This is a genomic window from Methylobacter sp. Wu8, assembly GCF_036440755.1.
In the GTDB taxonomy this organism is placed as follows: Bacteria; Pseudomonadota; Gammaproteobacteria; order Methylococcales; family Methylomonadaceae; genus Methylobacter_A; species Methylobacter_A tundripaludum_A.
Genome location: NZ_JAZGVT010000073.1, coordinates 47,444 through 63,758 on the forward strand (window position 1 = coordinate 47,444; position 16,315 = coordinate 63,758).

The 16,315-nt window shown below is 53.7% G+C and carries 16 protein-coding genes; 12 read left to right on the top strand and 4 right to left on the bottom strand.

Features of this window, described 5'->3' with window-relative positions; genetic code table 11:
- The first annotated feature begins 113 nt into the window (after positions 1 to 113).
- From V3O24_RS15955 to V3O24_RS16000, 10 genes are all read left to right on the top strand, one after another.
- The gene (locus V3O24_RS15955) at positions 114 to 527 is read left to right on the top strand and encodes an acyl-CoA thioesterase (protein ID WP_331307978.1); all 414 of its coding nucleotides are present in this window, start codon (positions 114 to 116) and stop codon (positions 525 to 527) included.
- Positions 524 to 1,111: an outer membrane lipoprotein carrier protein LolA gene (locus V3O24_RS15960; protein ID WP_331307979.1), complete on the top strand. Its 588-nt coding sequence runs from the start codon at positions 524 to 526 to the stop codon at positions 1,109 to 1,111. Before V3O24_RS15955 ends, V3O24_RS15960 begins: the two co-directional genes overlap by 4 nt.
- A complete protein-coding gene (locus V3O24_RS15965) occupies positions 1,092 to 3,449 on the top strand; it encodes an MMPL family transporter (RefSeq protein ID WP_331307980.1) in 2,358 nt (785 codons plus the stop codon). The genes V3O24_RS15960 and V3O24_RS15965 overlap by 20 nt, the downstream gene beginning before the upstream one ends.
- A gap of 85 nt (positions 3,450 to 3,534) precedes the next feature.
- The gene (locus tag V3O24_RS15970) at positions 3,535 to 4,761 is read left to right on the top strand and encodes an NAD(P)/FAD-dependent oxidoreductase (protein WP_331307981.1); all 1,227 of its coding nucleotides are present in this window, start codon (positions 3,535 to 3,537) and stop codon (positions 4,759 to 4,761) included.
- Positions 4,762 to 5,009: 248 nt separating this feature from the next.
- Positions 5,010 to 5,483, top strand: coding sequence for a DUF3261 domain-containing protein (locus V3O24_RS15975; RefSeq protein ID WP_331307982.1), 474 nt, complete (start codon positions 5,010 to 5,012; stop codon positions 5,481 to 5,483).
- A complete protein-coding gene (locus tag V3O24_RS15980) occupies positions 5,464 to 6,639 on the top strand; it encodes a beta-ketoacyl-ACP synthase (RefSeq protein WP_331307983.1) in 1,176 nt (391 codons plus the stop codon). The genes V3O24_RS15975 and V3O24_RS15980 overlap by 20 nt, the downstream gene beginning before the upstream one ends.
- Positions 6,636 to 7,055: a hotdog family protein gene (locus tag V3O24_RS15985; RefSeq protein ID WP_331307984.1), complete on the top strand. Its 420-nt coding sequence runs from the start codon at positions 6,636 to 6,638 to the stop codon at positions 7,053 to 7,055. The genes V3O24_RS15980 and V3O24_RS15985 overlap by 4 nt, the downstream gene beginning before the upstream one ends.
- A 168-nt stretch (positions 7,056 to 7,223) precedes the next feature.
- Positions 7,224 to 7,949 carry a 3-oxoacyl-ACP reductase FabG gene (gene fabG / locus V3O24_RS15990; RefSeq protein ID WP_331307985.1) on the top strand — a complete coding sequence of 242 codons (726 nt, stop codon included), beginning with the start codon at positions 7,224 to 7,226 and terminating at the stop codon, positions 7,947 to 7,949.
- Positions 7,943 to 9,172 carry a beta-ketoacyl-ACP synthase gene (locus tag V3O24_RS15995; RefSeq protein ID WP_331307986.1) on the top strand — a complete coding sequence of 410 codons (1,230 nt, stop codon included), beginning with the start codon at positions 7,943 to 7,945 and terminating at the stop codon, positions 9,170 to 9,172. Before fabG ends, V3O24_RS15995 begins: the two co-directional genes overlap by 7 nt.
- Positions 9,173 to 9,196: 24 nt before the next feature.
- Positions 9,197 to 9,559 carry a hypothetical protein gene (locus tag V3O24_RS16000; RefSeq protein WP_104422354.1) on the top strand — a complete coding sequence of 121 codons (363 nt, stop codon included), beginning with the start codon at positions 9,197 to 9,199 and terminating at the stop codon, positions 9,557 to 9,559.
- A gap of 604 nt (positions 9,560 to 10,163) precedes the next feature.
- On the opposite strand, the gene V3O24_RS16005 is transcribed toward V3O24_RS16000, so the two are convergent.
- The 3 genes from V3O24_RS16005 to V3O24_RS16015 form a co-directional block, all read right to left on the bottom strand.
- Positions 10,164 to 10,430 carry an RNA-binding protein gene (locus tag V3O24_RS16005; protein WP_104422356.1) on the bottom strand — a complete coding sequence of 89 codons (267 nt, stop codon included), beginning with the start codon at positions 10,428 to 10,430 and terminating at the stop codon, positions 10,164 to 10,166.
- Positions 10,431 to 10,538: 108 nt separating this feature from the next.
- Entirely contained in the window at positions 10,539 to 10,745 is a 207-nt protein-coding gene (locus V3O24_RS16010) for a cold-shock protein (protein WP_006892427.1), read from the bottom strand.
- Positions 10,746 to 10,942: 197 nt separating this feature from the next.
- Positions 10,943 to 11,245 carry a hypothetical protein gene (locus tag V3O24_RS16015; protein ID WP_331307987.1) on the bottom strand — a complete coding sequence of 101 codons (303 nt, stop codon included), beginning with the start codon at positions 11,243 to 11,245 and terminating at the stop codon, positions 10,943 to 10,945.
- A 201-nt stretch (positions 11,246 to 11,446) separates the two neighbouring features.
- Between V3O24_RS16015 and ppnN the strand changes: the two genes are divergently transcribed.
- Together ppnN and V3O24_RS16025 are read left to right on the top strand one after the other, a co-directional pair.
- The gene (gene ppnN / locus V3O24_RS16020; protein ID WP_331307988.1) at positions 11,447 to 12,817 is read left to right on the top strand and encodes a nucleotide 5'-monophosphate nucleosidase PpnN; all 1,371 of its coding nucleotides are present in this window, start codon (positions 11,447 to 11,449) and stop codon (positions 12,815 to 12,817) included.
- 241 nt (positions 12,818 to 13,058) lie between these two features.
- Positions 13,059 to 15,401, top strand: a complete 2,343-nt coding sequence (locus tag V3O24_RS16025; protein ID WP_331307989.1) for a DNA topoisomerase 3 — start codon at positions 13,059 to 13,061, stop codon at positions 15,399 to 15,401.
- Positions 15,402 to 15,639: 238 nt separating this feature from the next.
- Here V3O24_RS16025 and V3O24_RS16030 read toward each other — a convergent pair whose 3' ends face one another.
- Positions 15,640 to 16,299, bottom strand: coding sequence for a PepSY-associated TM helix domain-containing protein (locus tag V3O24_RS16030; protein WP_331307990.1), 660 nt, complete (start codon positions 16,297 to 16,299; stop codon positions 15,640 to 15,642).
- Positions 16,300 to 16,315 lie beyond the last annotated feature (16 nt).

Below are 16,315 nucleotides of genomic sequence, written 5' to 3' on the forward strand. Positions count from 1 at the left end.
GGGTGCGAGCACTCGATTAAATCAACTATCGCGCTAACGACACCTTGTTTTGTAAGATGACGCAGAGCGTCTGGAACTACATTCCCACGCTGGAGCGTGGGAACGAGATAATAATGATTCATCAAACTTCAATCGATCTGCAAATCCCTTTCCATGATGTCGACATGATGGAGGTGGTCTGGCACGGGCATTACGCCAAATATTTTGAAATCGCACGCTGCGCGCTGCTGGACAAAATCGGTTACAACTACCCGCAAATGCGCGACTCCGGCTACGCGTGGCCGGTCATCGATTTTGGCATCCGCTATGCGAGGCCTGCCGTTTTCGGGCAGATTATTACCGTAACAGCCAAAATCGTCGAATGGGAAAACCGCTTGAAAATAAACTACCTGATCACCGATAAACACACAGGCCTAAGGCTGACCAAAGGCCATAGCATCCAGGTGGCTGTAAACATGGCGACGCGGGAAATGTGCTTTGCATCGCCTGTCGTGTTGCTTGAAAAACTCGGGCTGGAGGCTTCTTGATTTTAATAAAAGCGCTGCTGCTGTATTTATTGGCATGCGGACTAGGTGTTGCAGATGAAGCGGTGTTGACGGAGATCGCCGCACGCTTGGCAAAAACACCGATTGCTCAGGGCGACTTTCACCAGCACAAACAGCTTAAAATTTTACATAAGCCTTTAGTTTCCAAGGGCACGTTCACTTACGACCAAAGCAAGGGCGTTATCTGGAAAACCCTGACGCCGGTGGTTTCGTTGTTGCTGGTCAACGAGTCGAAGCTGCTGACCGGGCAGGGCGAGCAAGCGGTGCCTGCGGCTTTCGGCAAGGTTTTCAAGGCCATGCTGGGCGGCGACTTGGCGGCGTTGACCGATGGTTTTAACATCGCCGGAACCGATCAAAAAACGTCCTGGCAGCTGGAGCTAAGCCCCAAGGACGAGATGCTGAAAAAGATCATCAGTACGATGCTGCTGTCCGGCGACACCGAGCTGCGTTGGTTGGAAATACGCGAAGCCGCCGGCAATGTCACCCGCATTAGTTTCGATAACGTCACGCACCCGTTACAGTTGACCGAGGAACAGGAAGCCGATTTTGAACGTTTATCACCCTAAGTTAACTGCGGGGCTTTGGCTGGCCGGAATGCTGGTCATCTGTATTCTCGGCGGTCAGGCCTTGACTAAAGACTGGCTGGAAACGAGCTTTTTGGCGTTATTGCCAAGCAACGAACAGCAGCCGGAAATCGCCAAAGCCACCCGGCAACATAATCAGCTGCTGAACCGGAAAGTGGTCTGGCTGGTGGCGGGGGCGGCGACTTCCCACGAGGCTATCAGTCATGCACAAAAACTCAAACAGCAACTGGAACAAAGCCGGCTGTTCAACAAGGTGGTGCTGGAGTTTCCCCAGCAGCAATACATCAGGCAATACCGGCAACTATTCCCTTACCGTTATCAGCTGCTGGATGCGCAAACCCAGGCAATCTTGGCGACTAATCCCGAGCAGTTGATCAGGCAAAATCTGGAAATGCTTAACAGCCCGATCGGGCAGATGCAGGCGGCCGATCTGGAGCGCGATCCGTCGCTGATATTCAGCCGTTATTTCAACGCACAAAATCCGGTCAAGCTGAATCTGGAGCAGGGCATCGTCGTGTTGTCCGACCGGCAGCAGTTTTGGGCGTTGCTATTGACCGAGTTGCAGGATGAAAGGTTGCAGCTGGACAAGCTGGAAATCTTGTCGAATCTGGTTGACGGCGCAACCGAACAAGTCAAAGCAGATGGCGGCGAGCTGCTGGTTTCCGGCATGCCTTTGTTTACCGCGCATGGCGCCAAGGCGGCCAAACAGGAAATTTCCACGGTCGGCATAGGTTCGAGTCTCGGCATTATCGTATTGCTGTGGGCGACTTTCCGCAGCGTCAGGCCATTGCTGTTATCGAGCCTCGCAATCGGCAGCGGCCTGCTTGCCGCGTGGGTTATCTGCGTGCTGTTTTTCGGCAAAATACATATTCTGACTTTGGTTTTCGGCGCCAGCTTGATCGGCGTCGCCGATGACTATGCGCAACATTTCTTGTGCGACAGTTTCGGCGAGAAGGACTGGAATCCCCGGAAAGGCTTAAAGTTTATTCTGCCGGGGCTTACGTTGGGGCTCATAAGCAACCTGCTGAGTTACGCAGGCTTGGGTTTTTCGCCGTTTCCAGGCTTGCAGGAAGTGGCGTTATTTTCCGCGATGGGTTTGCTGGTTGCGTGGCTGACGGTGGTACTGCTGTTTCCGTTGCTGCTAACCGGGTTCAAGTTTGATCATCAGCCGGGCATACTTAAACTGACAAGCTATTGGGAGCAGCACTGGCCGCTTTGGGTAAGCAAGCATCGGCGCGGCTTAAGCTTGCTGTTGGCGATTTTTATAGCGGGCGGTCTGTGGATGCTGACACCGCAGGATGATGTGCGCTTGCTGCAATCGCCGCCGGCCGAGTTACTCCGCACCGCCGATAAAATCCGGTCTTTATTTCCGATGAGTCCCGACAACCGGTTTTTTCTGGTGTCGGGGCAAGATCAAGCGGACTGGCACCAAAATGAACAAAGACTGCTTCAGCGCCTGGACATGTTAAAACAGCAAAAAGCGCTGACCGCTTATGAAGGCTTGAGCGGCTATTGGCCTGATGCAAACCGGCAGCAACAAAATTACCGGCTGTTAAAGCAGAAGCTGTACGACTCGGGCTTGCTTGAACATTACATGACCGATCTCGGTTTTGAACAGACGGCGGTGAAGGCCGAACTGAAGCAGTTTGCCTCGGCGGAGTCTAATACGCTGGCCTTGCCGGAATGGCTGGCGGCTGCCGATGAAGCCAAGCAGCAGTTGTGGCTGGGTTGTGATTCCGTTCGCTGTCAAAGCACGGTTGCGTTAACCGGCATCAGCGATGCTGGCGCATTAACGGAGTTACAGGATTTGCCGGGTGTTGTCTGGGTGGATCAGGTCGAGTCGGTATCGTCATTGTTTGCGCGTTACCGGGTCAGGGCCAGCGGCTTGCTGCTGGCTGCTTTCTGCCTGGCGTCGTTGGGCTTGGGCTTCAAGTTCGGTTGGCGCAACGGGGCGATCATCATGTCGGTGCCGGTTGTTTCGCTGGCGGTTTCGTTAGCCATGCTGGGTTGGTTCGGCCAGTTGTTCAGCCTGTTCAACCTGTTTGCATTGTTGCTGGTGCTGGGCATCGGCGTCGATTACGGGCTGTTCTTTTTCATGGCGGGCGACAGGCGCGCCAGCACCTCGCTGGGGGTTACACTTTCGGCATTGACGACCTTGCTGGCGTTCGGCTTGTTGGCGATAAGTTCTACCGAAATCGTGCATGCGTTCGGGTTTACCGTAACTGCCGGTATTGTAACGGCGCTGCTGTGCGCGCCATTGATTGGGCTTAAGGAGATTTACTCACCACGAAGACACGAAGAACACGAAGACCAAACATAAACTTCGTGTCTTCGTGGTAAATAACAGAACCCGATATGCAGGATAAATTTTTTATTGGGCATCGCTTAAGGAATATAAAAATAACATGACAAACACTAACAAAGGCGAAATTATCATCATCGGTGCCGGGCCTTCCGGCAGCATCGCCGGGGCATTGCTGCAAAACCAGGGCTTTAAAGTGACCATTCTGGAGCGGCAGCTGTTTCCGCGCTTCAGCATCGGCGAAAGCCTGCTGCCGCAATGCATGGAATTCATCAAGCAGGCCGGGATGCTGGACGCGCTAGTCAACGCCGGGTTCCAGTATAAAAACGGCGCGTCTTTCGTCTGCCGGGACCTGCAAACCGAGTTTTCTTTCGAGGACAAATTCAGTCCCGGCATGGGCACCACGTTTCAGGTGCAGCGCGGCCGGTTCGACAAGCTGCTTGCCGATGAAGCCGTGCGCATGGGCGTTGACATACAGTGGCAAATGGAAGTGCTGGCGGCCGATTTCGCCGCCGACAGGCCCAAGCTGACGGTGCGCAACAGTCAGGGTGAGGTCATGACCTACAGTGCCGACTTCGTGCTGGACGCCAGCGGTTTCGGGCGTATCCTGCCAAGGCTGCTGGATTTGGAATCGCCGTCCGGGTTTCCGGTCAGGCAAGCCTTGTTCGGGCATATTGAAGATAGGATCGGGGAAGGGCAATTCGACAGAAACAAGATTCGGATCACGGTGCATCCCGGGCATCAGGATGTCTGGTATTGGCTGATCCCGTTCAGCAACGGGCGCAGCAGCGTCGGCGTGGTCGCGGAACCGGAATTTCTTCAGGGCTGGGACAATAACGACCAAGCCTTGAAGGACATCATCAATCAAGACCCCAGCCTGGCCGCATTGCTTCAAAACGCTGTGTTCGATGAGAAAATCAACACCATCGTCGGTTATTCCGCCAATGTAAAAAGCCTGTACGGCAAAGGCTATGCGCTGCTCGGCAATGCCGGCGAGTTCCTGGACCCGGTGTTTTCATCCGGCGTGACGATAGCGATGAAATCGTCCAGCCTGGCTGCGGATATGTTGGTCAGGCAATTTAACAATGAAGCGGTCGACTGGCAGCGGGACTACGCCGAACCCTTGCAGCGCGGCGTCAATACCTTCCGGGTGTATGTCGATGCCTGGTATGACGGCCGTTTTCAGGATGTGATCTTCCACCCGAGACAACAACCCGAAGTGAAGGCGATGATCAGTTCAATACTGGCCGGTTATGCCTGGGATGAAAACAATCCTTACGTCAAAAATGCACGTCCGAGGTTGGACACGTTGGTTGAGTTATGCAGGTAAGGATTTTGAGTGCTAGTTCCCAAGCTCCAGCTTGGGAATTCAGTGCGGGGAGCTCCAGCTTCCTGTCTCGCGAAGCAGCGACTTGCATGGATGCAGGAGGTAGAGCAACGCAGGAGCGGTTGCCGAGATCTTCGTTACCTGGGTTCCCAAGCTGGGCCTTGGGAACCAGCGGAATATGTATTTTTTTACTATGGCTGTCCGGCTGTGCGCTGATACCGCCGGAGCCAGTTACCGCTAAACCTGAGCTGATGCCGATCGCGCAACCTTTAGGCCCGGCCAGACGGATAGTGCAGCAAATCAACGCGGTGTGGGCCGATCGGCAGGAGTCCCTGTTGGCGGTTCTGGAGCTGGACGCGAAACATATCGCGATGGCCGGACTCAGTAACGACGGCTTGAGCCTGTTCAATTTGAGCTACGACGGCAACACTGTGGTCTCCGATAAAAGCCCATTATTGCCGGACTCGGTCGCCCCGGAATTTATCATTTCCGATCTGCAACTGGTTTATTGGCCGATAGCCGAGCTGCAAAAAAAACTTCCGGCCGGATGGCGATTGGAAGCTGCTCAGAACAAACGAATTTTAACGGTCGGGAATAAAAAACAAGTCGAAGTTAATTATTTATCACCGGATCCTGTGTGGCCCAAAACCGTCGAACTGGTCAATTTTCAGTACAATTACCGCTTGAACATTAAAACGCTAAGTTATGACCTTATACCTGAATGATCTAGGCCTGTTATGCGCGGTCGGCAATAGCAAGGCCGAGGTATTAAAGCGCCTGCTGGCCGGTGACCGGTCGGGATTATCAGCAAGCGACGAGTTCGGGACCCGCTGTGTGGTCGGCGCTGTGAGTTCCGAGCTGCCTGAGATTGCGGAGCGTTACCGCATGTACAACTGCCGGAACAATCGCCTGCTGCTGGCGGCATTAAGCCAGATCGAACAGACGGTCGGCGACATGATTGCCCGGTTCGGTGCCGATCGCATCGGCATTGTACTGGGTACCAGTACGTCGGGGGTGCGCAACACCGAGCTGGCTTTGGATTATTTGGCGGATCACGGCTCATTGCCAAAAGAGTATCATTACAAGCAGCAGCAAATGGGCGCAGGGGCGGATTTTCTGGCCGATTTCCTGGGCGTGCAAGGCCCTGCCTACACGATTTCCACGGCCTGTTCTTCCAGCGGCAAGGCGTTTGCGTCGGCGCGGCGCTTAATCCGGCAGGGCTTATGCGATGCGGTCATCGTGGGCGGGGCGGACAGCTTGTGCGGTTTGACCGTTAACGGTTTTGCCGCGCTGGAATCGATCAGCGGCGGCTTGTGCAAGCCGTTCGGCCTGCACCGAGACGGCATCAATATCGGCGAAGCGGCCAGCCTGTTTGTGTTGAGTACGGAACCCGGCCCGGTCATATTGCAAGGCATAGGCGCAAGCAGCGACGCCTATCATTTTGCCGCACCGGACCCGGACGCAACCGACGTGATCGGGGCCATGCGGATTGCACTGGACGATGCGGGCAAAACACCGGCCGAGATCGATTACCTGAATCTGCACGGAACGGCGACATTATTGAACGATGCGATGGAAGGCAAGGCCGTTAATACGTTATTCGGATCAAAGGTGGCGGCGAGTTCCAGCAAGGGCATGACCGGGCATACGCTGGGCGCTGCCGCCGCATTGGAGTTGGCCTTTTGTTGGCTGTTGCTGACCAGTGCCGATCAGCAAGGCGCGCTGATACCGAATATTAACGATGACGAGACGGATCCAGCGTTACCGGCGCTGAATCTGGTTAAAAAAGGCGGGGCGTTGGGACGCAGGATCAACACCTGCCAAAGCAATTCGTTTGCGTTTGGCGGCAATAATGTGTCTATTGTGTTGGGGCGGGCATGAACGATGTAGCCGACCTGATCCCGCATAGTGGCAGCATGGTGTTGCTGGATCGTATTATCGACTATGACGATCAGGGCCTGACGGCCGAACTTGTCGTGCGCGCCGATGGTTTGTTGGGCGATGATGAATCCGTCCCTGCCTGGGCCGGTATTGAATACATGGCCCAGACGATAGCCGCCTATGCCGGCATGATGGCGACACAGGCCGGTGAGCCGATACGGCTGGGATTTTTGTTGGGAACCCGGCGTTATCACAGTAACGTTGCCGCATTTAAGGTTGGTTCAGCGTTGACGATAAAGGTGGAAAAAATCATGCAGGATGATAATTTAGGGGTTTTTAATTGCCGGATTCAGGGGAAGGGTGTGGAAGTTACGGCTAACCTGAATGTTTATCAGCCTCCGTTGAACAACGCATGAGCCAGTATGTGTCATCTGTCGAAAACGTTGCGAGTTAGACCTTCCAGGTTTTTAAAACCTGGAAGGTCTGGATAGTGGCTTGTTTTCCGCCTAACGCCAGCCGGAATTAAAAATGAGCGCAGCGCGTAGGAACGAGAATGAAGTATTGAAACAACACACGAGTACAAAATGAACAAAACTGTTTTAGTAACCGGCTCCAGCCGGGGTATCGGCAAAGCCATTGCGTTATATCTGGCTAAACAGGGCTTTGATTTGGTCATCCATTGCCGCAGCCAGCGTGCGCAGGCCGAGGAAGTCAAAGCCGAAGTCGAACGATTGGGCCGGGACGCCCGGATTTTGCAGTTCGACATTGCCGACCGCGAGCAATGCAGCGAACAGATCAATCAGGATATTGAAAACCACGGCGCTTATTACGGTGTGGTCTGCAACGCGGGCATCACCGCCGATAACGCTTTCCCGTCGCTGACCGGCGAACAGTGGGACAGTGTGATACACAGCAATCTGGACGGTTTCTACAATGTCTTGCAGCCGGTGGTGATGCCGATGGTCAGGCGGCGCAGGCCGGGGCGTATCGTTACCTTGTCTTCGGTTTCCGGTTTAATGGGTAACCGCGGCCAGGTCAATTACAGTGCGGCAAAAGCCGGTATTATCGGTGCGACCAAGGCGCTGGCGCTGGAATTGGCAAAGCGCGACATCACCGTCAATTGCGTCGCGCCGGGCCTGATCGAGACCGATATGGTCAGCGAGTTGCCTAGCGATGAAATCAAGAAAATGATTCCGGCGCGCAGGGTGGGCAGACCCAAAGAAGTCGCCGCCGTCGTGGCTTTTTTAATGTCCGAAGATGCGGCCTATGTGACCCGGCAGGTTATTTCCGTCAACGGTGGCTTATGTTGAAACGCGTGGTGGTGACCGGCATGGCAGGGATTTCGCCGATAGGTAACGACTGGAATCAAGTTGCCGAGCGCCTTAAAAACAACTCTACCGGCATCCAAACCATGCCGGACTGGGACAAGTATCAAGGCTTGAATACCCGCTTGGGCGGACCCGCCGAATTCACTAGACCTGAGCATTATTCGCGCAAGCAGGTTCGCAGCATGGGACGCGTAGCCTTAATGGCAACCCGCGCAACCGAATTGGCACTGATCGATGCCGGTTTGTTGGATGACGCCTGCCTTAGCAGCGGGCAGATGGGCATTGCCTACGGCAGTTCATCGGGCAGCCCGGATGCGATCGCCGAGTTCGGCAATATGCTGCTCAACCACGCCACCGGCGGTTTGAATGCCACCTCGTATATCAGGATGATGAGCCATACCGCACCGGTTAACATCAGTCTTTTTTTCGGCATCAACGGCAGGATTTATACAACCTCAAGCGCCTGCACCTCGGGCAGCCAGGGTATCGGCTACGCCTATGAGGCGATAAAATTCGGCCGGCAAAAACTGATGGTGGCCGGAGGAGCGGAAGAGCTTTCGCCGATTCAGGCCGCCGTATTCGATACCTTGTTTGCAACCAGTCTTCGCAACGACACGCCTGACAAGAGTCCCCGGCCTTTCGATCGCGACCGGGACGGTCTGGTCATCGGCGAGGGTGCAGGCACTTTGATACTGGAAGAGCTGGAACATGCCTTGGCGCGCGGCGCCCGTATTCATGCCGAAGTGGCGGGTTTCGGCTGCAATGCGGACGGCCTGCATGTCACCCAGCCTGACAGCGGCAGCATGCAGGTTGCGATGCGTCTGGCTTTGCAGGATGCGCAGCTTGAAGCATCCTCAATCGGATACATCAGTGCGCACGGCACGGCGACCAGTCACGGCGATGTCGCCGAAAGCCATGCGACATCGGCGGTATTCGGCGGTAAGACGCCGATCAGCGCACTGAAAAGCTTTACCGGCCACACCCTGGGCGCTTGCGGCGCGCTGGAAGCCTGGGTGGCGGTCAACATGATGAATGAAGGCTGGTTTCATGCCACGGCCAATCTTGACAACGTTGACCCTGAGTGCGCCCGGCTGGATTATATCAAAGAGGATTTCCGGAAATGCGATTGCGACTATGTGATGAGTAACAATTTTGCTTTCGGGGGTATCAATACTTCTTTGATTTTTAAGCGTTGGGATAGTTAATCCCACTCAACCTGGAGAACGACAATGATAAGAAAAATATGTTTAGCCTTGGCTGTACTGCTCATGGTCACAGGCTGCACCACGACCGGCACCTTCAAAGTTCCACCCGGCGCCGATCTGTATATCTATAAAAGGCCGGAGCCGGTAGACATCAAAGCCGACGGCAAAGTCACCACCAAACCGTTTTTCTGGACTGCGGCGGGCGTGCCGCCTGGAGGCGGCATACCTTACAGCCTGCAAAAAGACGGCAAGGTTGTTAAAGAAGGCAAACTGAGAACGAAATTCCGCACCGTTTCAATATTCTGGCCGCCGTTCGCGGCCATTTACTGGCCGATGGGATTTAACCCGGATATCACCTACGATTTGGTGAATGATAAGCAGGAATAAAGCATCGGCATGGGCTCTTAGCCGGATGTTTGCAACGTGAACCGGCGGCTAAAGAAGGCCGTGTTACAGTTCGGAGTTATCCACATTTTCTGTGGATAACTCTGTGCATAAGCTGAAAATAAATCTCCTAACTATTCACTTCTTAAGCTTTTTTGTTAGATCGTTCAAATTGTAGCCAGTGCTCGGCTGTTTTGGATATGTAATAAAATATCAATGACTTAGCGCGTTAAAACGGGCTTTGTAAGTGGCGTTTTTACAGTTGGAATGAGGTTTTTCGGCTATGCCGCTGAAATAAAAGTGTATTGTCCGCATCTGTGGAAAAACGGTTTGGCGGCGATGGGCTGTCAAGCTTTATTTCTTCAAACAGGGCTATGGATTATTACGTTGGATATAACGAATATTCAGGCAAAGCGGGGCTATCTAACGATAAAAGCAGCATGCAATTCTGCGGTGTGCTTAAAGAGAAAAGGATGCGGCCGTTGTTGTCCGGCATTGGGGGCGACCGGAAAAGCTGGTCGCCCAGATAGTTCAGCGATAATCCCGCGTCATGCTGCGGCTAAGGCCGTTGAGTAATCGGGGAGAGTGGGACTATGCCGTTAATGTTTCAATGGCGTCTGCCATTTTTACCGGCAGTCGTATCTTCAAATTTAACCTTTAAAGGTTTTCCGCAATACAGATTGCCGTCAAGACCGGCTATCGCGGCTCTTGCTTCGTGGCCCTCCATTCCGATAAAGCCGAAGCCCCGGCATTTTCCGCTAAATATATCGGAAACAAGTTGAATGGAGCGGACTTTTCCGTATTCGGAAAATAAAGCCTGTACAGTTTCTTCAGTGGCTTCGCTAGGTAAGTTTCCTACAAAAATTCGTTTCAAAAGACATGTCCTAAATTAGGGGGTGAGTTGATGGTCCGGGTTAATCGGTTGTGCCACGACCCCGCATCGTGTCGACGGCGGGGCCGGGTATTGAAAAGTAAAGCGGTTTTAAGCCGCGCTTACTTGTGACGCTTGTGGGCCTTTAGGGCCTGATTCTACATCGTACTTAACGGCTTGGCCTTCAGCCAAGGTACGGTAACCGCCGTCGCTTGCGATTGCGGAAAAGTGTACAAACACGTCTGCGCTGCCGTCGCTAGGAGAAATAAAACCGAAACCTTTTGCTTCGTTGAACCACTTAACAGTACCTGTTGCCATAAAATTACCTATATAAATCAATGAAAAAAGTTTGATTGCAAATCATGCTGGGCAATTTTGAAGAGAAAAGCGAATGGAATTTCTGAAAAGTGCTGAATAACATGCAAAACCTAAGCAGACGTTTCGAGTTTGTGCGAAATGCTATCTACTTAGGATCAGCATTATAGAGGCTAATCTCCAGTATAGCCATTGAAAATTTAGACGGCGCTGTTTCGGGCAAGACGTTTATTGATCGGTAAAGCGTTAATAACGATTCCTGCGGTCAAAGTCATGACGGTAATTGTTTCCGTCGTTAAAGGGATGATCATAATTCTGGCCCGGCCGACGATCTCCCGAATCAGCTGGGGGGCGATGGGGCCGGATATTGTGCTGATCGTGATGGGGAGGATGTGGAAAGCGCCGATAGCCGTTATCATAATAGTCCGGTCTTTCGCCGTAGTCGTTTCTGTGCATAATGGTGTAACCGCTGCTGTAAGCGCTATGGCCCGGATAATACGCATAATGGGCGCAAGCGCAGGGCAGCAGCGCAAAAGCGGCGAACAGCATTCTTTTAGCGATTGAATTCATTTCTATAGTCCGCGATAGTTGGCCTGTGCTAAAGAGTATCGATAGACCGCTGAATGCCGAATGAATAAAAACGGGTGTGTTGTCTCCGCTGAATACAGCCGGGAAGCGCACGGACATAACTATTTAGGAACATCATGAAATACCCCGTAATTGACGCAATCATCATTCCCGAAGGCCGTCTGGATGTACTGTCCAAGGCCGAAGTAAGCAAGCTGTTGGATACCAGCCAAGGCGGACTGTACCGGCTGTTTCGCAATTGCTCGCTCGCCGTATTGAATTGCGGCAGCACCTTGGATGACGGCAAGGAATTGTTGGAACGCTATCCCGATTTTGAGATACGCGTAGTCCAGGAACAGCGCGGCATTAAGCTGGATATCAAGGCCGCCCCGGCCCATGCCTTTGTCGACGGCAAAATGATCAAAGGTATCAATGAACATTTGTTCACGGTGCTGCGCGACATTATTTATGTCAGCGACGAGATTACCGATAACCCGAAGATTGATCTGGACAGCTCGGACGGCGTCAGCAGCGCCGTGTTCCACATCCTGCGCAACGCCAATATTTTGCGACCGATGACTCCGCCAAAGCTGGTCGTGTGTTGGGGCGGGCATTCAATCAGCCGTAAAGAATATGATTACAGCAAGATCGTCGGTTACGAGCTGGGGCTGCGCGGCTTGGATATTTGCACCGGCTGCGGACCGGGCGCAATGAAAGGCCCGATGAAAGGCGCCACCATCGGTCACGCCAAGCAGCGGATAAAAAACGGCCAGTATCTCGGGATAACGGAACCCGGCATTATTGCGGCCGAATCGCCTAACCCGATCGTCAACGAGCTGGTGATTCTGCCGGATATTGAAAAACGCCTGGAGGCTTTTGTCCGCACCGGGCACGGCATCGTGGTGTTTCCCGGCGGCGCGGGCACGGCTGAGGAAATACTCTACATATTGGGCGTCTTGCTGCACCCCGATAACAAGGACATGCCGTTTCCGCTGGTATTCACCGGGCTCGACAGTTCAGAGGATTACTTTAAGGAAATCGACCGGTTTATTGCCGGCACCTTGGGCGAATCCGCACGGCAGCGTTACAAAATCATTATCAACGATCCGGTGGAGGTCGCCAGGGAAATGCAGGCGGGCATCCAGCAGGTGCGCCAGTTCCGCAAAGAAAAGGGCGACGCCTACTATTTCAACTGGTTGCTGAAGGTCGACGTCCCGTTTCAACAGCCGTTTATACCGACCCATGACAACATGAGAAACCTGGCCTTGAACAAAGAGCAGGACAGCCACCTGCTAGCCGCCAACCTGCGCCGTGCGTTTTCCGGCATCGTGGCTGGCAACGTAAAGGACGACGGTATACGCGCTATCGAACAATACGGTCATTTCGAGATTCGCGGCGATACGGAGATCATGGCGTTGATGGATTCCCTGCTGGCCTCGTTCGTTGAGCAGCACCGGATGAAATTGCCGGGGAAGAAATATGTGCCGTGTTACAAGATTATTAAATAATGAGATTGTGGCCCCAAGCGACTGAAAAGCGTTTATTCACCACGAAGACACGAAGAGCTCGAAGAAATAAAACTTCGTGTCCTTCGTGTCTCGGCAACTGCTCCATGCGTTGCTCTCGATCGCTGTTCCAGACGCGATTCTACCTCCCCCGTCCGTGGGGTCGTACCTCCTGCATCCGTGCAGTCGTTCGTGGTGATAATCTTTACTCGTTCCTATGCCGGAAAGTGGGAACGATATTCTCATGAAAGTCATCCTGACCGAAAAACCCTCAGTCGCCCGCGACATAGCCAAATGCCTGAACATCGGCAACAAGCGCGACGGTTATTTCGAGGGCGACGGCTATCAAATCACCTGGGCGTTCGGCCATCTGGTCGAATTGAAAGAGCCCGATGAATATAACAAGGCCTGGAAACGCTGGTCGTTGGAATCGCTGCCGATCATTCCCGAGCAATTCGGCTTAAAAGCCAGGGGCGATGCTCAAGCGCAAAAACAGCTGAACACCATCAAGCGCTTGTTCAAGGCCGCCGACGAAATCATCTGCGCAACCGATGCGGGGCGGGAAGGAGAGCTGATTTTCAGGTACATCCTGTCCTGGTCCGGGTGCATGCAAAAACCGTTTAAACGCTTGTGGATCAGCTCCCTAACCGATGATGCGATACGCAAGGGTTTTGCAGCGTTGCAGGAAGGCCACGCCTACGACGGACTTTATCGCGCGGCCAAATGCCGCAGCGAATCGGACTGGATCGTCGGCTTGAACGCCACGCGGCTTTACACCCTGAAGTTCGGCGGGCAGGGCGGCTTATGGACGATAGGCCGGGTGCAAACTCCGGTGCTGGCGCTGATCGTGCAAAAAGATGCGGAAATCAGCAATTTCGTCGCCAAGGATTTTTGGGAGTTGCACACCCTGTACCGGGATGCCGATTTTCAATATGTCGGCGGGCGGTTCGACCGAAAAGCCGACGCGGAAACCCTGTTAAACCAAATTACCGGCCAGGATTTCCAGATTACCGGGGTCAAGGGCAAGAAGGAAACGCTCAGCCCGCCGTTATTGTACGATTTGACCGATCTGCAAAAAGACATGAGCATCCGCCACGGCCTGACCGCCGAGCAAACCTTAAGCGCCGCCCAACAGCTATACGAGAAAAAACACGTCACCTATCCGCGCACCGACAGCCGTTATTTGACCAACGATATGAAGCCGGGTATGAAGCCCTTGCTGACGAAATTGCGCATTAAATTCGAGCAGCAGATTGAGCCGCTCGACCTCGATAAACTGACGCTGAGCGGCCGTCTGTTCAATGACGCGAAAGTCAACGACCATCATGCGATCATCCCCACGGCCGCCTTGCCTGGAGCGCTGTCGGGTAATGAAGCCAAAGTCTTTGAGGCGATAGCGCTGCGCTTTATCGCGGCGTTCTATCCGCCCTGCATCAAGCAAATCACCACCGTGTTAGGCGAGGTATCTGGAGCCGCCGCTACAACAGTCGAATTCAAAACCACCGGTACGATGATCGAATCGCCCGGCTGGCAGGTCTTGTATAAAAACGATGCGGCAAATCAGGCCGATAGGACGCAAAAAATCCTGCCCAATTTTGTAAAAGGCGAAACCGGTCCGCAGCAGCCGTCGATAACTCAGGGCAAAACCACGCCGCCCAAACCCTATAACGAAGCGAGTCTGCTCGGCATCATGGAATCGGCCGGTAAAACCTGCGACGACGAACAACTCAAGGAAGCGTTGAAAGAAAAGGGGCTCGGCACGCCCGCAACCCGGGCCTCGATTATCGAGGTGCTGATCAAGCGGAACTACATCCAGCGGCAAAAAAAGAACTTGCTGAGCACCGAATCCGGGCGGCGCCTGATCTCGATTATCGCCGACGACAGGCTGAAGTCCGCGGCGATGACCGGCGAATGGGAGGCCAAGCTCAAAAAAATAGAACACAACGAGTACGACCCCGACCGGTTCATGGCCGAAATCATCCAGTTTACCCGGAATATCAAAGACCAATCGGACCGGCCGCTGTACGATCAAAGCCGCCTCGGCGATTGCCCCTTATGCGGCCATCCGGTAATCGAAGGCCGGAAAGGCTACGGTTGCAGCGACTGGAAAGCCGGTTGCAAGTTCGTGTTATGGAAGGAAATGCTTGGCGTGCCGGTCAACCGGGACATGGCCTGCCAGTTATTGCAAACCGGCCGGACCCTGCACAATTACGCGGTCAAGCCGGGCGATGAGGTGTTCAACGCCCAACTGACGCTGGGCAAACAGGGCGAAACAGGTTATATCAAAGCCGAGCCGGTGCAGCGGGCCGTTGTAACAGAAGCCATTGCCGATTGCCCGCTGTGTAACGGCAAAATCATTGAAACCGCAAAAGCCTACAGCTGTAGCGAATGGCGCAACGGCTGCAAAATGGCGATCTGGAAAACTGTTGCGCATAAAAAAATCACCGCAGCGATGGCCAAAAAACTGCTAAGCCAAGGCGAGACCGGGCTGTTAAAAGGCTTTAAATCCGGCAAAGGCAAGGAGTTTGAAGCCAACCTGAAACTGGTTGAGGGCAAGGTCGAAATGGATTTTTCGGTACCTGAATAGAAACCGGCATGGAGATTGGGATCGGGGCAAGCAGGTTAAAAAATATTTACCACGAAGACACGAAGAAAAACACCGTCGTTCCAACTCTCCGGCGCAGGCATGCTGTTCTGACACTTCAGCGACCCGCAAAGCTTGAGCGTTCCAAGATTTCGTTCGCCCTGAGCCTGTCGAAGTGGGAACGGAATCTTGGAGTGCGGCGGGTGGATGGGAGCCGCCTATACGACTCGCGCAGCATCCGTTATAGCGAGCTCAGCGTAATAAACACCATCAGACCAAGCGAGCCCAGCCCCAGCCCGGCCATAGCCAAACGCGAGCCGTGCAGCTTAGTCCACAACAACAGGCCGGTCAGGGAAAGAAATACCAATCCGCCGGCCAGCGTATCGGCCAGCAGCACCCAGCCGGTCCCCATGCCGACGCCCTTATGCAGGCGGGTGATGAATGCGAACGCGTTGGCATCCTGATGTCTTATCGAAACATAAGTATTCCCTACCCAATATTCCGCGTTAACGGAATGCTGCGGATTGTGGAAGTCAACCCGCCATTGGCCGGGCTGCCGGAAGCTTTGTCCGCCCCAGGTCACGATTTTTGCCGGTTCGGTGGAAATTTTATGAGGTTCCCGGCCGATGTTTAATTGGACTTGCAGCCATTCTGCCAGGGCTTTTGCATCGGCCGGAGGCGGCTCGGGCAAGGCCAGTTCGACTTGCGACTGTTCCATATGCGCTGCCGGAATCTTCATCACCATGCGATGATTGAGCAAAATTCCGCTAACGCCGAACAACAGACCCAGCGCCGCACCCCACAGCCCGACCCAGGCATGCATGCGGCGCAGCCATTTGAGCCAATGAAAGCGTTTAGGTTGCCGGCTGAATGTTGTGTTCCGGCTTTGCGTTTGCACCATTATTTATCCTATTCTG

Bases quoted from the DNA above. Each gene is read 5' to 3' on its own strand.
- V3O24_RS15955 (WP_331307978.1), top strand. From the start codon at position 114: ATGATTCATCAAACTTCAATCGATCTGCAAATCCCTTTCCATGATGTC.
- V3O24_RS15970 (WP_331307981.1), top strand. From the start codon at position 3,535: ATGACAAACACTAACAAAGGCGAAATTATCATCATCGGTGCCGGGCCT.
- V3O24_RS15975 (WP_331307982.1), top strand. From the start codon at position 5,010: ATGCCGATCGCGCAACCTTTAGGCCCGGCCAGACGGATAGTGCAGCAA.
- V3O24_RS15980 (WP_331307983.1), top strand. From the start codon at position 5,464: ATGACCTTATACCTGAATGATCTAGGCCTGTTATGCGCGGTCGGCAAT.
- V3O24_RS15985 (WP_331307984.1), top strand. From the start codon at position 6,636: ATGAACGATGTAGCCGACCTGATCCCGCATAGTGGCAGCATGGTGTTG.
- fabG (WP_331307985.1), top strand. From the start codon at position 7,224: ATGAACAAAACTGTTTTAGTAACCGGCTCCAGCCGGGGTATCGGCAAA.
- V3O24_RS15995 (WP_331307986.1), top strand. From the start codon at position 7,943: ATGTTGAAACGCGTGGTGGTGACCGGCATGGCAGGGATTTCGCCGATA.
- V3O24_RS16000 (WP_104422354.1), top strand. From the start codon at position 9,197: ATGATAAGAAAAATATGTTTAGCCTTGGCTGTACTGCTCATGGTCACA.
- V3O24_RS16010 (WP_006892427.1), bottom strand. From the start codon at position 10,745: ATGGCAACAGGTACTGTTAAGTGGTTCAACGAAGCAAAAGGTTTCGGT.
- V3O24_RS16015 (WP_331307987.1), bottom strand. From the start codon at position 11,245: ATGCGTATTATCCGGGCCATAGCGCTTACAGCAGCGGTTACACCATTA.
- ppnN (WP_331307988.1), top strand. From the start codon at position 11,447: ATGAAATACCCCGTAATTGACGCAATCATCATTCCCGAAGGCCGTCTG.
- V3O24_RS16025 (WP_331307989.1), top strand. From the start codon at position 13,059: ATGAAAGTCATCCTGACCGAAAAACCCTCAGTCGCCCGCGACATAGCC.
- V3O24_RS16030 (WP_331307990.1), bottom strand. From the start codon at position 16,299: ATGGTGCAAACGCAAAGCCGGAACACAACATTCAGCCGGCAACCTAAA.